Annotated in this window: 22 protein-coding genes; 7 read left to right on the forward strand and 15 right to left on the reverse strand. The window is 56.1% G+C overall.

Annotation, left to right across the window (positions count from 1 at the left end; translation table 11 throughout):
• Positions 1–106: 106 nt before the first annotated feature.
• The 13 genes from ENN40_03780 to mce form a co-directional block, all read right to left on the reverse strand.
• Positions 107–520, reverse strand: a complete 414-nt coding sequence (locus ENN40_03780) for an ExbD/TolR family protein (protein HDP94464.1) — start codon at positions 518–520, stop codon at positions 107–109.
• Positions 520–1,206 (reverse strand): hypothetical protein, encoded by a 687-nt coding sequence (locus ENN40_03785; GenBank protein HDP94465.1) that lies wholly within the window; start codon positions 1,204–1,206, stop codon positions 520–522. The genes ENN40_03780 and ENN40_03785 overlap by 1 nt, the downstream gene beginning before the upstream one ends.
• Positions 1,207–1,249: 43 nt before the next feature.
• Complete coding sequence (locus ENN40_03790; protein ID HDP94466.1) at positions 1,250–1,594, reverse strand: anti-sigma factor antagonist; 345 nt, start codon at positions 1,592–1,594, stop codon at positions 1,250–1,252.
• The gene (locus tag ENN40_03795; protein HDP94467.1) at positions 1,591–3,090 is read right to left on the reverse strand and encodes a UDP-N-acetylmuramate:L-alanyl-gamma-D-glutamyl-meso-diaminopimelate ligase; all 1,500 of its coding nucleotides are present in this window, start codon (positions 3,088–3,090) and stop codon (positions 1,591–1,593) included. Before ENN40_03795 ends, ENN40_03790 begins: the two co-directional genes overlap by 4 nt.
• A gap of 74 nt (positions 3,091–3,164) precedes the next feature.
• On the reverse strand, positions 3,165–4,100 hold the full coding sequence (locus tag ENN40_03800) for an LD-carboxypeptidase (GenBank protein HDP94468.1): 936 nt from the start codon (positions 4,098–4,100) through the stop codon (positions 3,165–3,167).
• Between the two features lie 4 nt (positions 4,101–4,104).
• Entirely contained in the window at positions 4,105–7,626 is a 3,522-nt protein-coding gene (locus ENN40_03805; protein HDP94469.1) for a HAMP domain-containing histidine kinase, read from the reverse strand.
• Entirely contained in the window at positions 7,590–7,976 is a 387-nt protein-coding gene (locus ENN40_03810; protein HDP94470.1) for a hypothetical protein, read from the reverse strand. The genes ENN40_03805 and ENN40_03810 overlap by 37 nt, the downstream gene beginning before the upstream one ends.
• 20 nt (positions 7,977–7,996) lie before the next feature.
• The gene (locus ENN40_03815; protein HDP94471.1) at positions 7,997–8,509 is read right to left on the reverse strand and encodes an adenine phosphoribosyltransferase; all 513 of its coding nucleotides are present in this window, start codon (positions 8,507–8,509) and stop codon (positions 7,997–7,999) included.
• 77 nt (positions 8,510–8,586) lie between these two features.
• Positions 8,587–9,345 carry an ABC transporter ATP-binding protein gene (locus ENN40_03820; GenBank protein HDP94472.1) on the reverse strand — a complete coding sequence of 253 codons (759 nt, stop codon included), beginning with the start codon at positions 9,343–9,345 and terminating at the stop codon, positions 8,587–8,589.
• Positions 9,342–10,046 carry a hypothetical protein gene (locus tag ENN40_03825; protein ID HDP94473.1) on the reverse strand — a complete coding sequence of 235 codons (705 nt, stop codon included), beginning with the start codon at positions 10,044–10,046 and terminating at the stop codon, positions 9,342–9,344. Before ENN40_03825 ends, ENN40_03820 begins: the two co-directional genes overlap by 4 nt.
• A gap of 7 nt (positions 10,047–10,053) precedes the next feature.
• A complete protein-coding gene (locus ENN40_03830) occupies positions 10,054–10,611 on the reverse strand; it encodes an ECF transporter S component (GenBank protein ID HDP94474.1) in 558 nt (185 codons plus the stop codon).
• A 75-nt stretch (positions 10,612–10,686) separates the two neighbouring features.
• Entirely contained in the window at positions 10,687–12,858 is a 2,172-nt protein-coding gene (locus ENN40_03835; GenBank protein HDP94475.1) for a hypothetical protein, read from the reverse strand.
• On the reverse strand, positions 12,782–13,186 hold the full coding sequence (mce, locus tag ENN40_03840) for a methylmalonyl-CoA epimerase (protein ID HDP94476.1): 405 nt from the start codon (positions 13,184–13,186) through the stop codon (positions 12,782–12,784). The genes ENN40_03835 and mce overlap by 77 nt, the downstream gene beginning before the upstream one ends.
• Positions 13,187–13,338: 152 nt before the next feature.
• Between mce and ENN40_03845 the strand changes: the two genes are divergently transcribed.
• Positions 13,339–13,854, forward strand: coding sequence for a CAP domain-containing protein (locus ENN40_03845; GenBank protein HDP94477.1), 516 nt, complete (start codon positions 13,339–13,341; stop codon positions 13,852–13,854).
• An 11-nt stretch (positions 13,855–13,865) separates the two neighbouring features.
• Here the strand turns inward: ENN40_03845 and ENN40_03850 are convergent, their stop codons facing one another.
• Positions 13,866–14,138: an exodeoxyribonuclease VII small subunit gene (locus tag ENN40_03850; protein HDP94478.1), complete on the reverse strand. Its 273-nt coding sequence runs from the start codon at positions 14,136–14,138 to the stop codon at positions 13,866–13,868.
• On the reverse strand, positions 14,138–15,952 hold the full coding sequence (locus ENN40_03855; protein ID HDP94479.1) for a hypothetical protein: 1,815 nt from the start codon (positions 15,950–15,952) through the stop codon (positions 14,138–14,140). The genes ENN40_03850 and ENN40_03855 overlap by 1 nt, the downstream gene beginning before the upstream one ends.
• Before the next feature lie 458 nt (positions 15,953–16,410).
• Here ENN40_03855 and rimO point away from each other — a divergent pair, with 458 nt between their 5' ends.
• From rimO to truA, 6 genes are all read left to right on the forward strand, one after another.
• A complete protein-coding gene (gene rimO, locus ENN40_03860; protein HDP94480.1) occupies positions 16,411–17,745 on the forward strand; it encodes a 30S ribosomal protein S12 methylthiotransferase RimO in 1,335 nt (444 codons plus the stop codon).
• The gene (locus ENN40_03865; GenBank protein HDP94481.1) at positions 17,742–18,215 is read left to right on the forward strand and encodes a phosphatidylglycerophosphatase A; all 474 of its coding nucleotides are present in this window, start codon (positions 17,742–17,744) and stop codon (positions 18,213–18,215) included. Before rimO ends, ENN40_03865 begins: the two co-directional genes overlap by 4 nt.
• A 75-nt stretch (positions 18,216–18,290) precedes the next feature.
• A complete protein-coding gene (locus tag ENN40_03870) occupies positions 18,291–19,574 on the forward strand; it encodes a peptidase C1 (GenBank protein HDP94482.1) in 1,284 nt (427 codons plus the stop codon).
• Between the two features lie 117 nt (positions 19,575–19,691).
• Complete coding sequence (rpmB, locus tag ENN40_03875) at positions 19,692–19,883, forward strand: 50S ribosomal protein L28 (GenBank protein HDP94483.1); 192 nt, start codon at positions 19,692–19,694, stop codon at positions 19,881–19,883.
• 35 nt (positions 19,884–19,918) lie between these two features.
• The gene (locus tag ENN40_03880) at positions 19,919–20,425 is read left to right on the forward strand and encodes a TIGR00725 family protein (protein HDP94484.1); all 507 of its coding nucleotides are present in this window, start codon (positions 19,919–19,921) and stop codon (positions 20,423–20,425) included.
• Positions 20,415–21,155, forward strand: coding sequence for a tRNA pseudouridine(38-40) synthase TruA (gene truA / locus ENN40_03885; protein ID HDP94485.1), 741 nt, complete (start codon positions 20,415–20,417; stop codon positions 21,153–21,155). The genes ENN40_03880 and truA overlap by 11 nt, the downstream gene beginning before the upstream one ends.
• Positions 21,156–21,176: the final 21 nt, after the last annotated feature.

The raw sequence follows: 21,176 nt of genomic DNA on the forward strand, positions 1-21,176 counted from the left end.
ACATAATACGTGGTTCCGTTGGATGCATCCATCTCGGGCACCACCATGATCATGGCAAACAAAGACAGGTGCAACACAACTGAAATGACCAAAGCCGCGCGAAACTTCATTTTTCGTCTTTTTGATCGACGATCATCCCGACGGTTTCCACTCCCGCGCGCTTGATTACGTCCAGTACGGAGATGACATATCCATAGGGTACATCCTTATCCGCACGGATAAACACGACCTTTTTTTCATTTGCGGCAAAGTAACTGCGGATCCGGGATTCCAGCAGGTAAAGGTTGACGTTACTATTCTCCATGTAGATATAACGTTCTTTGGTCACCGTGAGCACAAGTCCGCCGGAACTGGGGCTGGTGCGTGTCTCTACCGCGGGCAGGTTGACATTAATGCCGGAATTCATCATGGGCGCGGTTATCATGAAGATGATCAACAGCACCAGCATCACATCCACCAGGGGGGTCACATTGATTTCCGACAGGTTGGATCGCAGTTTTCCGTTGGTGCTCAGCTGCATTATTTGATTTTCCTGCTGGCGTTGAGAAACTCCATGCTGAACTCCTCCATGGTAGAGATCAGCACTTTAAGCCGGCTCAACAGCCAGTTATAAAAGATGACCGCCGGGATGGCGGCGAATAATCCCATGGCGGTGGCGATCAGCGCTTCGGCGATCCCCGGCGCCACGGTGGCCAGGTTGGCGTTCATCTGCAAGCCGATCTCATGGAACGCGGTCACGATTCCCCAAACTGTTCCCAGCAGGCCGATAAAGGGCGTGACCGCCGCCGTGGTGGCCAGAAAACCGTTCATGCGTTCCAGGCGGGTGATCTGAGCAGAGGATGAACGCAGCAGCGAACGTTGGATGCTTTCAATGTCGATTGCGTCGGAACTTTTCCCCGGAGAAAGCTGCAGCGAAAGTTCACGGTATCCACTGCGGAATATTTCCGACAAGGGATTTCTGGGGACCGCTCCGGCGTATTTGTGGATCTCCGAAAAGTTCTTGGTGCGGCGGAAATGCTCCATGAAACGCTCGGACAGGCGCCGCGCCTTGCCATATTCAAGCATTTTAAAGATGATCACGGCCCAGGAAATCACCGAGAACCCCACCAGAAGAATCAGAATGAACTTACCGAAAGGCGAAGCCTTGAACACCAGTCGCAACAGGTTGTTCTGCTGAGGAGCCGCCTGAAGTAGAAGGGCAAACATTGTCATGTGCATGGATTCACCTTATCACAAGCGGCCCGGTCTTTCAACCGCTCACATCCTTGTCTTTACTCTCCTGATCAAGGTTTTGCAGGATCCAGCACGGGGTTCCGCCCAGGCAACCCAGGGCCGATGCCAATGTGCCGGATACATTCAACAGCGTCATGCTCCCGCCGCGTTGCCGCAGCGACAAACACAACTCCTGCAGGGTCGCGATCGCTGACAAACCGATAAAGTCCACGGTTGCCAGGTCCAGTTCCAGGCGGGTGAAAGCGCGCTGATCCCGGTGCAACAGGAAACGGCTCAGTTTACGGGCTCCGTCGCGGTCCAGGGAAGCTTTGATGGCCATCACCAGGCGGGGCTCCTCACGTATACGCACATCGATCTTCATGTGGATAATGCCTCGTTTTGCGGATCCAGATCAGCCAGCCAGCTGGGAAGGCCGTCGAACGCGCCGTTGGATGCGGCAACCACCGCCACCGGCCTGGATAAATCCAGTGCGCGCACAGCGCAACGCACGGCTTCACCGTCCTGAGCAACCGTTGCCCTCCGTCCCATGTGTCGCAGGGCGGCCGCCACTTCCGATTCGTTTATTTCCGTGCCATCCGCCGCCCTTCGCGCTTGAGCAACGCGGCGAATTACCACCTCATCCGCCCCGGATAAGCTTTCAACCAAACGTTCCTGAAAATCTCTGCGCCTGAGGCTGCGGCTGCGGGGTTCAACCAGGCAAACCAGCTGGTGTTGCGGGTACATCTGTCTGAGGCTGTCCAACATCCGGGCCAGGGAAGTGGGGTGATGGGCGAAATCTTCGTAAAAATGGCTGTCGCCGATTGAACGCAGCAGCTTGAGGCGCCGCGCCACTCCCCGAAAGCAAGCCACAGCATCACGGATAACGGATACGGAAATCTCCAGGTAGAGTCCCACCGCGATCCCAGCCGCCAGGTTTCCCGCGTTGTAGATTCCCGAAAGGGGTGATTGCAGCCGCAGCTCCTGCTCTTTGGTTAACAGGGTAAAAGAGAACCCTGCACCGGGAGCACAAACAACGTCCTTTATCCTGATTTCATTGCGTTCGCCGGAGCCGTAACCGGTAACCGCGGTAAATGCCCCGGCCGCGACCTCCCGGTTCATGGGGTAATCCGTACAATTGATGATCCTTCCCGCGGACGGCACCTGGTTGACCAGATTTAGAAAAGCCGCGCGATAAGATGCCTCATCGGGGAAAAAGTCGATATGATCGTATTCCATGGGATTCAGGACCAGAATTTCCGGGTGGTACTTTAAAAACTTCGATGAGCGATCAAAGAAAGCGGTTTCATATTCATCTCCTTCACTGACGAAATCATTGCCACTGCCCGGACTGTATCCGCACGGCAGATCCAGCGGTTGCCCGCCGATAAAATAACCGGGTTTCCGCCCCGCACGGTTCAACAGAAAAGCAATGAAAGCCGAAGTCGTGGTTTTTCCGTGGGTACCCGCGACCACGATCGAACGATTGCCGTGGATAAAGTATTCGTACAACGCCTCGGGCATGGATGCGTATGGGATATGCCGGTTCAACACAAATTCGGCTTCCGGGTTGCCACGGGAAACGATGTTTCCCACTACACACAGATCGACTCCTCTCGGAATGTGGTTCTCTGAAAAACCCTTGTGCAGGCGGACGGGCAATGCGGCCAGCACTTCCCCCGCCGGAGGATAAAACCCCGTATCGGATCCGGAAACCCGGTCTCCCCGGGCAGAGAACAATCCGGCCAGCGAACTCATGCCCGCGCCGGCAATCCCCATCAGGTGGACCTTCATGGGGGGTCGCGTGTCCATGGATGCGCCTGCTGGTGGATTCCCCTGTTTTTCAAACAATGCTTCCGCTTTTCCGGGTGTTTTGATCATAACGGGTTACAATCAAGCCTCGGCTTCATTGCAAAAGACATTGTATCACCCTCGCCGGGATCGGGCAAGAAAGATCAATTCCGTGAACCCGGGGCGGTTCCGGGCTCCAGGGGTTGCATGCAGGCGGTTGTGTCTACCTCCATACCGACCTGGACCCCGAGTGGAATCATCCGCGCCCGCGCGGCATGCCCCAGGGGAAGGTCCGTCATCACGGGAATCCCCAGGGGGGCAAAAAGTTCAACCAGCCGCCGCCACAGGGCTTCACGTTCCGCGGGATTTTTAAAACACCCGGGAAATTCACCCAGCGCGATTCCGCGCACTCCCCGCAACCGATGGCTTTGGCACAGGTGCCAGAACAGGCGATGCAGGCTGTACGGCCGTTCCGCCACGTCCTCCAACAAAAGGATCCGGTCCCGCAATCGCGGAAACCAGGGAGTGCCGATCAGGGAAACCAGGTTGGTTAAGCAGCCCCCGGTCAGTCGCCCGCTTGCGCGTCCCTGGATCAGGGGCTCGCCGGAGTAAACCGGAGTGGGGCGGCTGCCGTCCAACATGGCTCGGCATTGATCCACGGCGGCCGCATTGTCCGCCATGGAGGCAAAAGCCATGGGGCCGAAAAAGACGACCATGTTGCGCTTCTCCATCAACCACCATAACAGGATGGACACGTCGGACGAACCAATCACCAACTTCGGTTCCGGAATTACCAGGGCGTCCAGGTAAGGCAACAGCAGGTTGGCCCCGTATCCCCCCCGGGCCGCCCACAAAGCGCGGATATCCTTTGCGTTGAACAGGGCTTGTAAATCCGCCACTACCGCCTGGGGCGGCTTGGCCACAAAATCACCGCGATCCATGATGTTTGGAACTTCAACGGGGATCCAATCCATGCGTTTCAATTCCGCCAACCCTTTGCCGCGATAGGGCTCACGCACGGGTGACGAAGGCACGAACAGGCCGACCCGGTCTCCTGGACGCAATGGCGGAGGCTTAAATAAAGCTTTGCGGGGATTCATGGCTTTACTCCCTTAAGCCCGCAACCAGGGGCAGGATCACCCGCACCCGGGTGCCTTCCCGGTGCCGCGATTCCACGCGTAGGTTCCCTCCGTGCAGGTCGACGATGCGATGAATGATAAACATGCCCAGCCCGGTTCCGCTGTCCTTGGTTGAGTAATCCATTTCAAACATACGTTCCACTTCGGCTGCATCCATCCCGGTCCCGTTGTCCTCAAAGATCAACTCCACGCTTGATTCCCGCTTTTGAAGAGCGATTTTGACTTCCCCCGGCCCTTCTCCCATGGCTTCAACGGCATTGGAAAGGATGTTTTTAACCATCTGGCGGATCTTTACGGTATCCATGCGCACCATGAGACTGCGAGGCTTCAGGTTTAACTGAAACGTGATACCCGGATAAACCTGGCGAAAGTGGTTCACTTCTTCTCTAAGCAGTTGCTCCAGTTGAAAATCCTCGGCTTCAATGGTGTCGAGGCGGGACAGGTCGAGAAAACCGTAAGAGACCTTTTTCAAGTGTTCGGTTTCATCCACAATAAAGTCGACCGATTTGCGAATTGTCTCCTCATAACCCACGCGCTTGTCCTCGAGTGATCGCCGGATCTGCTCCGCGGACAACTTGATGGGAGTCAAGGGATTCTTGACCTCATGGGCCACCCTGCGACCCAGATCAACCAGGGTTTTCATGCGTGAAATTTCAGAAATATTTCGTTTCTGTGCGGCAATGCCGCGGATCATTTTGTTGAAGCCGTTGTACAACGCCTCCAGCTCATGTTCCCTGGGCAAAGGCTTCAGTATGGGAAGCCCGCCTGTTTCCACCTTTGCCATGCCCTGGTTGAGTGTACGTATGGGATCAAGAATACGGTCACGGAAAAAAACGGCCACGGCCACCCCGATCAGGCCCATGAAAAAAATCATTACAATGATAAAGTCCGCGTAAGAATCTCCACCGCCGTACAGGCCGGGCCAAACGTCATTGAAATCTATGCGGAACACCAGGTCGCCGTTGCGAAAATAAATCGTTTGTCCCTCTTCACGGCTGCGAAATACATATTTCTGGTTGCGCTGGTTGAGCAATTCCAGGACCCGGGAATCCACATACCCGGGAATGCGCCCGCGCAGGATCTGCCGGATATCCGAGGTGAACTCGCGTTCTCCGCTACGGAAAACCGTTACATCCGCATTGATCATGCGCGACAGGAAAAAGACCTGATTGCGGGATAATCCCTCTCTAACACCCATCATGCTGTTGACGATGTTCTGGGCCGTGCGTCCCTGGTCAAACGTATGGCGCATGCGCTCCCGCTGCAGCGAATTGCGATGAAAGTTCAACGAGAACAGGGAGAAAATTACCCCGGTGAACAGGACGATCAGCACGAGAATGGCAAAAACCCGCACGGAAAAAGAATGGGTCAGCCGCTTCCAGGGAATCACCGGCAACGACTTTAAAGCCGGCAGCATGGACAGGGCCAGAAAAAACAGCAGCAGGCGAATCCACACCGCCAGGCGACCCAGCAGGGATGGCAGGCGATAGTAGATCATGATGGGGTCCGCCCCTCCGGTAAACACGTATCCGGCAAACAAGGCATTCTCATGCTTGAAACGCACCCAGCGCCCGTCATGGCGAAACAGATCACTGACGTCCTGAAGGTTGACCTGCCCGGGGTTTTCCAGCACCTCCCGGTCCCGATTCAACTTTATGTAGTTCATGGGCGTCGGTCCCAGGCGCGGATCCAGAGCGAAAATATTTCGTTCATCTTGCTGGCGCAGGATCAGTTCAGGTGAATTGAGTACCTGGATCACGATAAAACCCAAGTGGCGCCCCCGTTGAGATACGGAAATCGAGGCCCTTGCCATGGCGATCTCACGACCGTAGAGGCGCGCCCGCGCGTCTTCAACCGCCCAGACCGGGAAAAAACGTGGGGATTCATCCGGGACGTAGGGGATCTGGTGAGAGAACTGCCTGGCTACCTGCATATCGGGAGACAGGATGGTAATGCTGGAAGGAATGCTTTCCCTGGCCGCAAGCGTGTTGCGCCAGAGGTCACGCAGCGCGGTATCCCCCTCCATAGCGAAGAACAGGGAAAGGTCGGGTCCGGCCATATTCATTTCATGTACGATCTCACGGGCGATCAACTTGGCATAGTTCCCCTGGTTCAGAAAAATATGCCGCAGGTTGTTGGTGATAAACTCCCGCTTATTGGCTTCATCCCGGGTGGTGGTCAGCGAAAAGATCGACAATGCCAGCAAACCCATCACCAATACGCGCCGCAATATTCCCGGTCGTATAAGCAGCATGGCCGGAACCATGGCGGCGGTCAGGGCGAAAGGAACCAGCAGCGGAGGCCAAAGCCAGGACACTACCGCCACGACAGCCACCTGGAAAACCAACAGTCCCGCCCGGGCGGAAAACCGTGAAGGGAAACGCACCCGGTGGAGTCGCGGCAATGGAAAAACCTGCCACAAAAACAGGGTGATTACCAAGGCCAGAAACTCTGGTTGCAGGCTAAAGGTGCCAAGATAAAAAGAGACGCGCTGTACCAAAGCATATCCGCCCCACACCGCGGCGATCAACGCCCCGTCGGTCAGAATCACCGCCGGCTTGAACGGAATGGGTCGCCCCACCCGCGCAAAGGCCGGGAACAGCAGCCACAAACTCAGGGCCAGAACCTGGAACACCGACACCAGCGAAAGTCCGTCGACCTGGATCAGCACGGAGCCCCGGCTCCAGAAAGAAACCAGTAAAGCCGCGCCCAGCGTCAGCAACAGCGAGATCAAAGCGCTCAGCCAAAGGGTATACGAGCTCCTGCGGCGGGAAAGTCCCAGCAGCATCAGAATCAGGGCAAAAGCAGCGGGAAAGGCGGCCTTAAACAAATAGCGTTGCCGCAAATGCTGCAGCACCTGGTTGTGAACGACTTTGATATTCAGGACCAGGCGACCCTGCGCGGCACGCAGCGGCACACTGATAATATACACACCGGATAAGTCGTCGTAATCGTATTGATCCCGCGCTTGAGGAGGCGGGTTGCGCAGAATCAACAATTCGTACTGGGCCAGGGGCAAGTCAAAGCGACCCGGGATAAAATCGGGCGTCTCCTGGAGCAGCGGTGCAATGTAACGCAAATTGCCGCCGGCCTCCACCATCATGAAGATGCAATCGCCACGCCGTTCCAATCCCCAATCGCTTTTACCGCCGCTGAAAACCACTGGAGAGACAAAGACACTGCCGAAATACCATTGAATTCGTCCCTCCACCAGGCGGACCAGGGCCTCCCGGGGAAGCGGGTCCGGAAAATCCTTCCCGTCACGGAAAAGCGCGGCCAATTTGCGCGACCGCTCACGGATGGCCTGCATGCGCTCCTGCAGTAAGGCGTCACTTTCCGTTATCTGCGTGCGGATGCGGGCAACGACTTTTTCCTGAGATACGGAGGGAGCGAACGCAAAAACCCATACACCCGCCAGCAACAACAGGACCGCGGCCGGTAGCAGCCAGGCTACAAGCGGACGCCTTTTAGATAGTAGAGTTTCCATTCCGGATCGCGACGGATAAAAAAGATGAATTTGTACATCACCGTGCGTTGAATACGGCGGTGGGTCAAATTCACGTTAAGAGACTGGATGGCATAGTTTTCCTCAATGTAGTTGGACGACCATTCCAGTTGCTCTACTTCGTAATCGCTCAACCGTGCAGAGAACTCGCGCACGAAACGAGGTGAACGCAAAAAACCGTTCAGGGTGAAGGGTTCCTCCATCTTAACCGACACCCGGGCGGCACAGATGGAATGCAGGCGGGAAAAATCATGGGCGTCGAATGCTTCCTGGACGGGTTGGAGTAAGAGGAATTGCTGCACCGCCACCGCCAGTGCAATCCAGATGCGCATCGCTGCTTCTCCCTCCCCGGTCAATAATGAAGCTGGGAGTTAACGGGATACCGACTGATCCGTTCCCGCCCCTTTAGAAAATCCAGCTCGATCAGGAACTCCACCCCAACCACCTTTCCTTTCAAGCGTTCCACCAGACGGATGGACGCCAGCGCCGTACCGCCTGTGGCCAGAAGGTCGTCAACAATTACCACGTGATCGTTCTCGATGATGCTGTCGCTGTGGATCTCCAGGGCATTGGTTCCGTATTCGAGCGTGTACTCTTCGCGAATCGTATCCGCCGGCAGTTTATCGGCTTTGCGGGCCAGGACCAAACCGCAACCCAGGCGGCGGGCCATGGCTCCACCGAAAATGAAACCCCGGGATTCAATGGCCACTATTTTATCGACGGAACCGTTCGCATAGGGGCGGGTCATCTGTTCCAAGGTCAAGTCAAATGCCCCTGCATCCATCAGCAGGGGGGTGATGTCTTTAAAAATGATCCCCGGTTTGGGAAAATCTGGAATATCCCGGATAAATGATTCAAGTTGCATTTGCACCTCCTGAAAGCCGGATCGATCTCGATTCACTGCATTCGTGCGCATTCATCTTACTCTAAACCGGCCGGAAATCAAATATCAGTGTTTTTCGGATATGTGTGTTGATCAATGCAAAACGGCACTTCCAGGTCATTGGCTTCCAGCAGCTCCTTGCGGGCGAACAGCTCCCGGGGCGTTCCCGCGCTGATCACCATGCCGCGGTTCATCAGCACAACCCGGTTACAGATCCGCATCACCATCTCCAGGTCGTGGGTGGCGATAACCCGGGTGGCGTCAAGATCACCGATGCGTTGCAGAAGGCGCCTGCGGCTGCCCGGATCCAGACTGACCATGGGCTCATCCAGGACAACGATAGCGGGACGCATGACCAGAACCGTCGCCAACGCCGCTTTCTTTTTCTCGCCGAGGCTCAGGTGAAGCGGTGAGCGCTCCCGCAATTCCCACAGGCCCATCTCACGCAATACGGCTTCCGCCCGCTCCCCAGCCTCTGCTTCCGCCAATCCGAAATTCAGGGGACCGAACAGCACATCATCCATCAGCGTGGGCATGAAGAGTTGATGATCGGGATTCTGAAAAACCATCCCCACTTGGCGGCGCACGGCTTCCAGTCGGCCCCGCTCCACGACCATGCCGGCTACGCAAACCTCTCCCTGTCCGCGCAACACTCCATTGATGTGCCGCAGCAGGGTGGATTTGCCGGCACCGTTTGGCCCCACTATGCCCAGACAATCCCCTTCCTGAACCCGCAATGACACGGAATTCAGACCGGGGGTCCCGTCAGGGTAATTAAAGGAGATATCCCGGATATCAATAATCGCCTGGCTGTTCATAACGCGGCCACCACCACTATCGCCATTGCATATACGGGAAGAAACAGCCACGCCTGACCCGGTATACGGGAACGCGACATTCGCAGCGGTCCCCCGCTATAGCCCCGGGAGACCAGGGCGGCGTGCTGATGAAAATGGAACTCGATTACTCCCAGCAGGAAGTGCCGCGTCAAGGGCGCCACCAGCGCCACGCGGCGTCGTCGGGAAAGGCGTCTGCCACTACGGGAACGCACGGCGTCCAGTGTGTCCCGGGCTTCGCGGCCCAGGCGGATCACCGACTGCAATGCCAGGGTGACAACCGAAACCACGATCGCCGGGGCCCGCAACTGGCCCAATGCAGCCAGGAATTCCCGCATACCCGCACCGCCCCAAACCAGGGCGGCGGCGCTGATGGTGACCACCGTTCGCATCATCAAATCGGCAAACACCTTGCCGCGTGCGGCCCCGCCCAGGGTTCCGAACAACCAGATCATCAACCCGAGTGCCACCATGAACGGCAGGGCACAAAGCAACATGCGCCCTGCCCTTTTCCAGGCCCGCTTTCCATGCGGAACCAGGACGGCCGCCAGGACAAAAACAAAGAGAAAGCGCGGCCACTCATCGCGGGGGATCCACAACAGGGCCGCATACAGCATCAGGAACGAAAGCAAGCGCATGCCGGGCCCCGGATAATCACCCGTAGTTGATCCCTGCCGGCTCATCTTGAGGCTACTCCGGTTGGGGAATAAACTGCAGCCGGGACTCCACAATGCGGATCAGGGGCGGCAGGGTAACGATCATGATCACGATCCCCGGAGCGCCCCGCACCACGGACACCAACCCCAGCACGCCCCGGGGAAGGTCCAGCCAGGTGGCCACTGCCAGCACCGCTCCCAACAGCACCAGGCGGTCCGCCAGCAATACCAGGATCACCGTGGCCCGTATGCTGAAACGCGAAAGCAGGTAGAGTCGGCGGGCCAGCAGTACCATAACGGCCCCTTCCAGGGCCATGATCCAGGCCACGGGTGGAAAGAACGGCGGCATCCCGGTCAAAACCGCGGAAACCAGGGGAGAAAGTATGCCCACCGTCAGGCCCACGGGCCAGGCAGTCAGGCACCCGGCCATGATGATGGGTGGAAACATGGGCAGGAACTGGCTGCCCATACCCACGGCATGAAACACGATGGGAAGGACAAGGGCCACGGCCATAAAGAGCCCGCCCAGCAGCATGTCACGCCCCGAATAGCGGTATGTGTTGCGAACCGGATGATTCTGTAATGAGTCCATGATGCTCCTGATTATACACTTACGGAAAAAAAGTTGGAACCCAACTTTTCAGCTTTTCAACCTTTCAACTCTTATCTACGCCCGCCAATAGGTCGCGTAATCTTTGGGACCGGGCACATCAATGGCAAAAAAGCCGTCCTGGGGCAGGATTTGCAGCACACGACCGTCACGCCGCCACTCCAGGTTCAATTCAAACCGATCCCCCACAGCCAGGTTGAGCGCATCCAACGCCAGCTCACATTCGATAACGGAACCGACCGCACCATTTCCAAAGCCGGGCTCGGGCGGAAGCACCAATTTGCGTACGGCCCCTCCGGGCAGGCGCAATCCCAACCGCAACTGTTCTTTGCGATGCAAACGCTCCTTTGCCTGATCGCGGGTGTCCACGCGAAGAAAGAAACGCCCGTCACCAAATCCGTAATACACTGCAACCAGTACCGATTCACCGGTATTCATGACGCCTTGTCCGGCATGGATGTTCAAACGCCCGGCATCCCGCCACTCGAAAAAGTGGGTCACTTCCCCATCCAGAACCGGGTTCAACGGACGAATGGGGGGACGCGCCTTTATCAGGGACTCATCCATTGCCGACGAAATCGGCATAATCAACTCCGTGGGTGGTTCAGTGCCGGTCAACTCGTATACCCGGCGTAGGTTGAGGCGAAATAAGCGATCAAACACCTCCAGATCCCCGGTATGGTGCTCCGGACCAAACCACCAGAACCAGTCGCTGCCCTGGGCCACGTCCAGACAGTACTGCGCCTCTGCCGTTTCATGCTCGGAAAGTTGGTCTTTGTTGCGGATAAAATGATCCCTTGTGCGCTGGAGTTGTTTCCAGGCACGACGATCACTCTCGTCACCGATCCAGATATCAAAGTTCCCGTTGATCCACGAACCCGGGGACAGACTCCGCAGGCGTTCCGCCTTCATGGAAACCGCTTCACTCAGGGTCACGGCTTCCACCTGTTCATCCCGCTGAAGACGCGCCAGCAGATTGCGAAGGAAGGCCCGGCCGTTGTCGGGGTAGTGTTCCCAGGGATTCTCCCCGTCCAGGAACACACCCACCACCGCATCCTTGACCTGTTGACCAATTTCCCGCAAACGCAACATGAAATCCTCAACCGCTTCCTGAGGGTTCATTTTCTGGTAATGGAATCCAATCCGGTCGGAAAGATCGTGGTCGCGAAACAGGATGCGCAGTTCCCGTTTCCCCGCGATCCAGGGACGGTAGAGATGCTTATCACGCAAACCACTCCAATCCGCGTCTTTCCCGGGATTCAAAGACCGCGCCAGGTTGATTTCGTCACTGGCCGTCCAGGTCACGCCGAGATCCTGAAAAAGATCCAGTACTTTCTCACTGAGACTCCCCTCGGAAGGCCATATTCCACGGGGCCGAACCCCGAAATGATGCTGCATGAAATCCAGCGCGTCCTGCACATGACGGCGGGCGTCGCCCTCCCAGTTAAAATCCAGATCATAAAGCGGCAGTGTCGGATTGGCCACCCGGCCCACACGGGGATCCAGCAGCAGCGGCAGGATGGCATGGGTCATGGGCGAAGTCGACACCTCAACCAGGCCCTTTGACTCTAAATCGCGCCAGGCGGGGATCACGCCGGCCAGATGGTCGTGCTGCGCCTCGAAAAGCATGATCTTATCGGCCTCGGAAAAGCCGCGCCCCTTTTCGCGCAGACCCTGCACACGTTCGTCCGCCCGGGCGCGATCCGCATCAAACCAGGCCAGAGTCGACCAGACCTGCAGATCCCGCCAATCAGCGCTGGTTCCATTGCCTTGAGCCAATTCGCTTCGACGCGAATACAGCTCCTGGTAACGCGGAAATGGCTGGATCATGTGGACGGGATGCAATGAAAAAAAATGGCGCGCCATTAAAGTCTTTTCAACAGCATCCAGATCCGCCGCCGGTTTCTGCGCCACTTCCTGGAAGCGATCAATCTCTCCCGCCAGGTGTTTTTTTAACTGCAGCAACAGGCTGGGTACCAGGTTGACAGTGGAACGGACTCCGGGAAATTCGCCCAGCACCCCGGCCATACCACTGTAGTCTTTGATTCCGTGCAAACGCACCCAAGGCAGTTCCGCTCTTCCGGAGAAGGGATTTACATACACCGGCTGGTGCATGTGCCACAACAAGGCAACGCGGATCATAATAAAACAGTCAGCCGCTCTTCTGACAAAACTCCACCAGAACGCCGCCCAGACTCTTGGGATGGGCGAACGCAATGCGGGAACCATGCGCGCCCGGACGGGGTTCACTGTTCAGCATGCGCACGCCCTTTTGCTCCATTTCCTTAATCTGAGCGGCGGCGTCATCCACGCCAAAAGCGATGTGGTGGATGCCGCCGCCTTTTTTCTCCAGGAATTGGGAAATGGGTGATTCCGGATTGAGGGGCTCCAGCAACTCAATGTGCACACCATCGACACTGAACATGGCCACTTTTACTCTCTGGTCAGGGACTTCTTCCGTTCCCAGAAAGGTCAACCCCAGAACATCCCGGTAATGAGAAACAGCGCTTTCCAGGTCTTTAACGGCGATGGCGATATGATCGATTTTCTGAATCATCCGAACCTCCATAAAAACAGTTCCCCATCATATGCAAAACCCGTTTCGAAATCAACCTTAGCGGATCAACCAAACCTGCGCATCATTCAACCTGGATTTGTTAAATTGAACACGTATTGGACAAACATGCCCAAATTGGTTATAGTTACACCATGTCTCTTCCGCTTCAATCTCATAATCGGGTTCTTAAGTGGAAAGCGGTCATACCGGCTGCCCTCATGATTGCAATCGGCGCCCATGGCTGCCGATCCGTGGATACCTCCGGTTTTTCGATATCGGGAATGGAGCAGTTGGTGTTTCAAAAAGTCAACGAGCATCGCACCTCCCAGGGTCTTTCGGATTTGGAATGGAAATCGGATGTGGCTGACCTGGCCCGCAGCCACAGCCGGGACATGGCCGAAGGCACGGTTCCGTTCGGCCACGCCGGATTCAATGACCGCGTTTCACAACTGTCCAGGTTGTTCAGAGTCAGTGCCGCCGCCGAAAATGTGGGCCTGACATCCAACCTCGACTCACCGGCCCAGGTGGTGGTGGACGCCTGGATCGCCAATCCCACCCACAAGGAAAATATCGAAGACGATTTCAATACAACCGGGGTGGGCGTTGCCCGCAACGCCTCCAGTGATACCTGGTACTTCACCCAAATCTACGTCAAACTCCGGCCTTGAGGGCCACCGAGTCATTCTGCTTTATCTTCCCCATCTTCGTTTTTCGATGTTTGAGACTCAGAATCTTGAATCAACCGGGCGAATTCATTTTCCAGCTTGCGGAATTCCCCCCGCTGCCGGTTGAGGATCTCCATGCAGCGCCGGGCGGCTTCCAGGGCCTCCCGGGTCTTTTCCAGCAGGTCATCAATACCGATTTCGTCCTTGTTCAGTGCATCGGTAATGCGCTCCAGGACGGCAAAATTATGCTCGTAATTATCCACCTGATCCTTGCGGTTTGCCACCATTATTCCTCCTTGCGTTCCACTCGTTCCGTACCATCAAAAAAACGCAGACGGGCCCATGGCAGAGCACGAAAGGCTTTAGCCGTGGCGACCAATCTTTCATCCGGGCCGAATGTCATGGTAAACCCCTTTTCCAGAATGCGGTCCGGGTGGTTGGCCTGGGCGAGGTTTGCCCTGGCCTGCACGCCGTCTGTGGCTTTGCTCATGAAACGTTCCGCCCCGGATTCCGTTTCCTTGACCAGGTCCAGAAGTTTTGCGCCGGCATTATCCTGAAGGCGCTCAAGGCGACGGAAGTCCACCCGGGCCGCCGCCCTTTGAAGGCTCTCCCTTTCCCTCACCATAAAGGTGCCGACGCGCAATTGAAAAGAGCGCTGCAGCTCTTTCAAACGATACGCGTTTTCCCGGTTCATGCGCATGCCGCTGCGCATGAAATCATGCATTCGATTCCGCAGCGCAGAACTCTCCCATTGCAGGCGTTTGCTACCCTGACGCGGCAATAGTTGCGCCCGGGCGCCGACTCGCTCCTTTTGCAGGCGATGCGCTTCAGAAAACCGCTCCACCAGCTTGCGCACCGATTCCCCCAGTCGGTTCTGCAAATCCAGGAACCTCTCCCGCAGAAAGCGTCCCACTCCGGAGGGTGTGGAAGGAGTGGGTGTAAAATGGGAACATATCTCTGCAGCGGAAAGATCCTTTTCATGACCAATGGCGGTCAAAACCGGGATACGGCAACGACAGATCCGGGCGCACAAACGGTAATCGTTAAATACCCCCAGGGATTGTTCACTGCCCCCACCACGCGCTATCACCACCGCGTGCGCACGCCAGGTTGGGTTGGACTCCATGAAATCCAATGCCGCGATCAACCCGTCCACGGCCCCGCTTCCCTCCATGCGCGTATCCAGAAATCCGATCCGGTAGCGATTCTCCAGCGGGCTCAACCCCGCCATGATATCGCGCACCGAAGTTCCCAGGGCTGAAGTCAACAATCCCACGCGGTTGATCAGCATGGGAAGCCTCAACTCTTTCTGCAGCTCCAGCAAGCCCTCACGACGCAAACGCTCCACGGTGAGATCCCTCTGGCTGCGCAGCCTTTCCCGGGTGAACTCAGGCATGATGTCCAACGCCCGCAAGCGCACATTGATGGTGTACTTGTGCGACAAGCCCGCCTCCACCTGCAGAAAAACCGGCAGGTCCTTTTCCAGCCCGGCAGCCACACCCGTAACGGACAAACGCTGCTCAATTCGTTGCCTTTCAGCCTGGCGCATCTCACAGGAAAACACCATGTCCTGTGTATCATCCTCGTCGCGAAGATCAAAATAGGTTGCCCAACGGTAGGCCTTCGGTTCAGACGCGACTACGCCCCTGATCCAAAGGGCGGCCGGCAGAGCGGACCGTAGTATGGAATCGATGCGCTCCCGCAACTGGGAAACAGTGACCGACTCGGGAAGTCCATCCGCCGGGGGCTCCGCCACAGCGGGTGCGGGATCCGTGACGGCATCATCAGCCCCGAGCCGGGCCAACTCCACCTCCACGTTACCATCGTAAAAATCCCAGCTCTTCTCCAACGCATTCCAGCGGTAGCCCCTGGATTTAAGGCGATCCTTTACCGGAAAGGCGTTGAACACGTGGATGCTGTTCTCGTCAAACGCCACTGTGACGGGATGTCCGTCAATAAGCAGTTGCACCCGTTTCATGCTTTCCACTATACCGCTTCCCCAAATCAGTGGCAACCATATAACATATGTAGAAGGTAGAGGAATCGCCACAAGCGGCTCAACTCTCCACTTCAGACTTTTGACTTTCAACTTGGTGCTCATGCCACCTGATACCTGCCTGCCCGCCGTAGCCTTGGCAAAGGCGGGTCACCTTCTTTTGCTGTGATGGGAACTTGGGAGAATTTGTGATGAAGATCTTGAGGTCCTGGTGATGAGAACTCATGAGGGCTTGTGATGAAAACCCATCACAGTGCCTATTAGCGCTTCATCACAGTTCGGCCGGCGATTCAGGGCTGCCCGGCCGGTTTCTTCATCACTATGACTCCCTCGTGGTATCACCGTGCTTTAACTTTTCACTTTCAACTTTCGACTTCTTCCCCCCTCAACTCCCTCAACTGATTTTTCCGGGCTGGTATGAAATTCGCCCCATTGTCTTTCTACCTTCTACATTCTACCTTCTACGGATTTGAGCGCGGCAGAGCAGTGCCACGGGCTCATTGCGCCCTGTGCGGGATCATGATAGAATCCAGCGTGACCCATCCGGCCTCCTTAACAAAACAATGGCATCATCCATGAATCCCCCGCAGACCACCGTTTCTTTTATCAGCCTCGGATGTTTCAAGAACACTGTAGACACAGAGGTTCTGGGGGGCATGCTGACGGAAATGGGAGTCCGCATTGTTTCTTCATACGAAGCGGCGGATTGGATCGTCATCAATACCTGCGGTTTTATTCAACCCGCCAAAGAAGAGAGTATCAGTGAAATCCTTTCCGCCCTGGAAATGAAAACGAACGGCGAAGTCCAACATGTGGCGGTTATCGGCTGTTTGGCGGAACGCTACCTGGAAGAGCTGCGACAAAACTTTCCGGATGTAGACCTGATCTGGGGCGTCAACGATCCCCATAACCTGGCGACTGCTATCGCCCACGATCAACCGGCGCCGTACGGCAAAATTCCGGTATTTCTGTACGACCACACCCATTCCCGTATCCAGACCACACCACCCAATACCGGCTTTATCAAGATATCCGAAGGTTGTGACATGAAATGCAACTTCTGCGCCATTCCCGCTATCCGCGGCCCTTACCGTTCCCGGGACATTGAATCCGTGATCCGCGAAGCGGAAACCATGCGCAAACGCGGGGTCGCGGAACTCAACCTGATTTCACAGAATTCCACTTACTTCGGACTGGACCACGGCCCCTCCTCCCAACTGCCTGTACTGCTGAAATCACTCTCCAGCCTGGGCTTCGACTGGATACGCGTTCTATACCTGATGCCTGAAGCGGTTACGGAAGAGATCCTGGAAGGTTTTTCTTATCCCGGCATTCTGCCTTACTTCGACCTGCCTCTGCAGCACGTTGCGCCCCCCTTGTTGCGGCGCATGCGCCGCGGCGGTAGCGCAGACACATTCCAACGCCTGATCGAAAAAATCCGCCGCGATTTTTCCGCGGCAGTGATCCGATCCACCTTTATCACCGGGTTCCCGGGTGAAACGGAAGCACTATTCCAGGAACTCTGCGACTTCGCGCGGGAACTCCGGATCGAACGCATCGGCGCATTCGCTTTTTCTCCGGAAGAAGGCACGCCGGCCTTTGACCTGGATGGCCGGGTCCCCCCCGAAGATGCCGTGCTTCGCCGCGAAGAGTTGATGGACATATCCGATGCCAACCTCGAAGCGTACAACCAACGTATTACCGGTACGGTCCAGTCTTTTCTGCCGGGCGGACCCTCTCCCTGGGAACAGGAAACCACTCTGGGCCGCATATCCTCCCAGGCTCCGGAAGTGGACGGCCTTACAGAAATCCGCGCTGATCTTTCCATGACCTCCGCCCCGATATCCATTCGCATCACCGCTTCCCGTCAAAACATTCTGCAAGGAGAAAGCGCATGAAATCTCCCTGGCTTACCATCAGCACGTTCTTTAACATCGGATACCTTCCCCTGGCACCCGGCTCCTGGGCTTCCCTAATTGCCGCCGCTATCCTTTTCGCGGCGGCAAAACTGTTGAATCCCGCTTCATTTCTGTGGTTGCCCCTTGCCACCCTGCCGATCATCATTGTCGGCGTATACGCTTCTTCCCGCGCGGAAAAACTGTTGGACAGCAAAGACCCGCAACCCATTGTGATCGACGAAGTCGCCGGACAAATGGTATCTTTGTGGTGGCTCCCAGTAAACATTCCCGTTTATCTGGCGGCTTTCCTTTTGTTCCGGCTCTTCGATATCCTTAAACCCTTCCCCATCAATCGCGTAGATCGCAGTGTCCGCGGCGGCTGGGGTGTCATGTTTGACGATATCCTGGCGGGATTGTTTACCGCGGGAATCATCCACCTGTTGTTATTTATTTTCCACCAACCGGCCTGAAGCCGCGTCAACATTGTCATGTAAATCCGGAAAGGGTTATAATCAATCTTTCTACTCAACCAACAGGAGGTTTTCATGAAACGCACATTGATTCCAGCATTTACGGTTATCCTTTGCATGGGTATGATCCTTACAGCCATGCCGGACGAACCCAACAAAGTCCGTTATGTGCCTTATTCAACGGATCCCGTACTGGAACAGATCCGTGACCACTTCACGGCTTTAGAGAAACAGCGGCAGGAAGAAACCTGCAAAATCCAGCAGCGACATCGAAAAGAGAAGATGGAACAGCGAAAGCAACGCCGTAACATGAAATCCGATTTTTCCGGCGTTTATCCCCCCGCCTCACCGGAAGCGTTTACACGCATTTTCCATTTCCCCCCCCAGGCTCAATACATGACATCCACTTGCTGGAGTTTCTGTACCACCTCGTTTTACGAGAGCGAAATTTTCCGCTTGACCGGTAAAAAAATCAAACTGTCGGAAATGTGGACTCCCTACTGGGAACTTCTGGCCAAGTGCCGCGGCTATATCCGTGAACGGGGAAACTCATACGTGGCCGGAGGCGGCCAGGCCAACGCCTTTCAGCGCATCTGGAAAGAACACGGCGTGGTCCCGGCGGCAGCCTACACCGGGATCCTGAACGAGGGTGAGAAACACAATCACGGGCCCTTGATGAAGGAGTTGGCATCCTATCTGGATTACATCAAAAACAACGATTTGTGGGATGAGCAAGAGAACCTCCGCCATATCACGTTGATTCTGAACCGCCATATGGGCGCTCCTCCAGAGCAATTCACCTGGCAGGGCCGGAAAATAACGCCCCACCAATTCCTGAAAGTCACGGGACTCAACATGGACGATTACGTATCCACCATGTCCACCAGCTACTACCCCTTTCATACCTTCCAGGAATTCCGTGCCCCGGACAACTGGTGGCACAGCAAAGACTACCTGAACCTGCCCCTGGAGGAGTGGCTGGAAGTGATTCGTCGCGCCATGGAAAAGGGTTACACCATCAATATCGGTGGTGATACATCGGAGCCGGGAAAATGTGGCGAGCGGGACATCGCTTTCGTACCCAGCTTCGATATCCCCACCGATTCCATTAACCAGGATTCCCGCGAATTCCGCATCTACAACCGCACCACCGGCGACGACCACGGCATTCACATCGTTGGCCATACGAGCCACGACGGCTGGAACTGGTACCTTATCAAGGACTCCGGCCGTTCCGCCCGCAAAGGACAATTCGCCGGCTATTACATGTTCCGGGAAGATTACATTAAACTCAAAATGCTCACCTTTACCGTGCACAAAGATATGGTCAAGCATATTCTGTCCAAAATAAAAGATTGAAATGGGAATCAGCCTTTGGGGCCGCTTTCGGCGGCCCCGAAGGCTGAAATGTGGAGTGCTTGTCTTCCCCTGTCCGATGTTGTATAATATCGCTCTGATTTCCAGGAGGGACCCGAATTGTCGAAAGTATGCGAAATCTGTGGAAAACGCCCGGTTACAGGCAACAACGTAAGCCACTCCCATAAACTCACCAAACGCCGCTGGCTGCCGAACCTTCAGGCCGTTCGCGTGGACGTGGACGGCAAAACCCGGCGCATGCGCGTGTGCACCTCTTGCATCCGTTCGGGGCGAGTGCGCAAAGCCGTCTAATCGTATAGCGCCTTTCTCCGGGACACACCGATTTCATGAGCGAAATCACCCGTCCGACCCGGATTGCTCTCAAAACATCTCTCTTTCGCAATTCTTTTCGCGTGGCTGTAATCGGTGGCGGTACCGCCGGCGAAGAAATCCTGGCGTTGGCCGAAAAAATGGGCCGTCTGATCGCAACCAGTGGTTATTTGCTGGTGTGCGGAGGTCTGGGCGGAGTCATGGAAGCCGCATCCAGGGGGGCGAAGTCCTGCGGCGGCACCGTACTGGGGATCCTGCCGGGCTCGGTTCGATCCGAAGCCAACCCCTGGGTGGATATCGCGATCACCACGGGATTGGGTCATCTGCGCAACGCCCTGGTGGTTGGCAATGCCGATGTCGTGGTGGCAATAGACGGCCGGCACGGAACCCTGTCCGAGATCGCCCACGCCCGTATTCAGAAAATTCCAGTCTTTGGACTCCGCACCTGGAACCTTCCACAGGTTCAACTTCTGGATAACCCGGAACAGGTAATCACGCAAATTCGCAAGTACCTTGAAGCCTGAAAACTATCGCGTCACCCTGGAATTTGACGGCACCAGCTATTCCGGCTGGCAATACCAGAACCCGGAAACTCCTACCATTCAAAGAGAAATCATGCGCGTCCTGCAGGTGATCGCCAAGAAACGCGTGGTAGTCACCGGAAGCAGCCGCACCGACGCGGGTGTGCATTCACGGGGACTGGTGGCCAATTTTCACCTCCCGGTCCGTATCCAGCCGGACTCATTGCAATTGGCCATGAACGCCTTATTGCCCAGAGACATTCGCGTTTCCACCTGTGAACGTGCCCACCCCAAATTCAACGCCCGCTTCGGCGCGTGCAGCAAAACCTATGAATACCGCATCTTTCGCGGCCGCACGCTTTCGCCCTTTGATTGCCGCTGGGTGACCCACATTCCCCAACCCCTGGATATTCGGGCCATGAAACGAGCCCTGCGTCATTTCAAAGGTTCGAAAGACTACTCCTCTTTCACTTCGGACACAGAGAAAAAAAACCGGGTGCGAACCATCAACCGCATCAGCCTGAAAAAACGGGGTGATACCCTGATCCTCACCGTAACCGGCCCCGCATTCCTGCGATACATGGTTCGCAACATTGCCGGCACGCTGATCGACGTGGGCCGGGGAAAGATCGAAGCCGCGGACATCCCGGCAATTTTTGCCGCCAGAGACCGGCGGCGCTCCGGCCGGACTGCCCCCGCCCGGGGGCTGACCCTTCAGCGCGTAGACTACTGAAGCCGCTTTACTCATCCGGGG

It is taken from the genome of Candidatus Aminicenantes bacterium, assembly GCA_011049425.1.
GTDB lineage: Bacteria > Acidobacteriota > Aminicenantia > UBA2199 > UBA2199 > UBA876.

Excerpts from the sequence above, each read along its gene's own strand:
- ENN40_03880 (HDP94484.1), top strand. The coding sequence starts at position 19,919 with ATGAGCGAAATCACCCGTCCGACCCGGATTGCTCTCAAAACATCTCTC.
- rimO (HDP94480.1), top strand. The coding sequence starts at position 16,411 with ATGGCATCATCCATGAATCCCCCGCAGACCACCGTTTCTTTTATCAGC.
- ENN40_03800 (HDP94468.1), bottom strand. The coding sequence starts at position 4,100 with ATGAATCCCCGCAAAGCTTTATTTAAGCCTCCGCCATTGCGTCCAGGA.
- ENN40_03845 (HDP94477.1), top strand. The coding sequence starts at position 13,339 with ATGTCTCTTCCGCTTCAATCTCATAATCGGGTTCTTAAGTGGAAAGCG.
- ENN40_03805 (HDP94469.1), bottom strand. The coding sequence starts at position 7,626 with ATGGAAACTCTACTATCTAAAAGGCGTCCGCTTGTAGCCTGGCTGCTA.
- ENN40_03865 (HDP94481.1), top strand. The coding sequence starts at position 17,742 with ATGAAATCTCCCTGGCTTACCATCAGCACGTTCTTTAACATCGGATAC.
- ENN40_03780 (HDP94464.1), bottom strand. The coding sequence starts at position 520 with ATGCAGCTGAGCACCAACGGAAAACTGCGATCCAACCTGTCGGAAATC.
- ENN40_03850 (HDP94478.1), bottom strand. The coding sequence starts at position 14,138 with ATGGTGGCAAACCGCAAGGATCAGGTGGATAATTACGAGCATAATTTT.
- mce (HDP94476.1), bottom strand. The coding sequence starts at position 13,186 with ATGATTCAGAAAATCGATCATATCGCCATCGCCGTTAAAGACCTGGAA.
- ENN40_03815 (HDP94471.1), bottom strand. The coding sequence starts at position 8,509 with ATGCAACTTGAATCATTTATCCGGGATATTCCAGATTTTCCCAAACCG.
- ENN40_03820 (HDP94472.1), bottom strand. The coding sequence starts at position 9,345 with ATGAACAGCCAGGCGATTATTGATATCCGGGATATCTCCTTTAATTAC.
- ENN40_03855 (HDP94479.1), bottom strand. The coding sequence starts at position 15,952 with ATGAGCACCAAGTTGAAAGTCAAAAGTCTGAAGTGGAGAGTTGAGCCG.
- ENN40_03830 (HDP94474.1), bottom strand. The coding sequence starts at position 10,611 with ATGGACTCATTACAGAATCATCCGGTTCGCAACACATACCGCTATTCG.
- ENN40_03785 (HDP94465.1), bottom strand. The coding sequence starts at position 1,206 with ATGTTTGCCCTTCTACTTCAGGCGGCTCCTCAGCAGAACAACCTGTTG.
- ENN40_03810 (HDP94470.1), bottom strand. The coding sequence starts at position 7,976 with ATGCGCATCTGGATTGCACTGGCGGTGGCGGTGCAGCAATTCCTCTTA.
- ENN40_03835 (HDP94475.1), bottom strand. The coding sequence starts at position 12,858 with ATGGTTCCCGCATTGCGTTCGCCCATCCCAAGAGTCTGGGCGGCGTTC.
- ENN40_03870 (HDP94482.1), top strand. The coding sequence starts at position 18,291 with ATGAAACGCACATTGATTCCAGCATTTACGGTTATCCTTTGCATGGGT.
- ENN40_03790 (HDP94466.1), bottom strand. The coding sequence starts at position 1,594 with ATGAAGATCGATGTGCGTATACGTGAGGAGCCCCGCCTGGTGATGGCC.
- ENN40_03825 (HDP94473.1), bottom strand. The coding sequence starts at position 10,046 with ATGAGCCGGCAGGGATCAACTACGGGTGATTATCCGGGGCCCGGCATG.
- ENN40_03795 (HDP94467.1), bottom strand. The coding sequence starts at position 3,090 with ATGATCAAAACACCCGGAAAAGCGGAAGCATTGTTTGAAAAACAGGGG.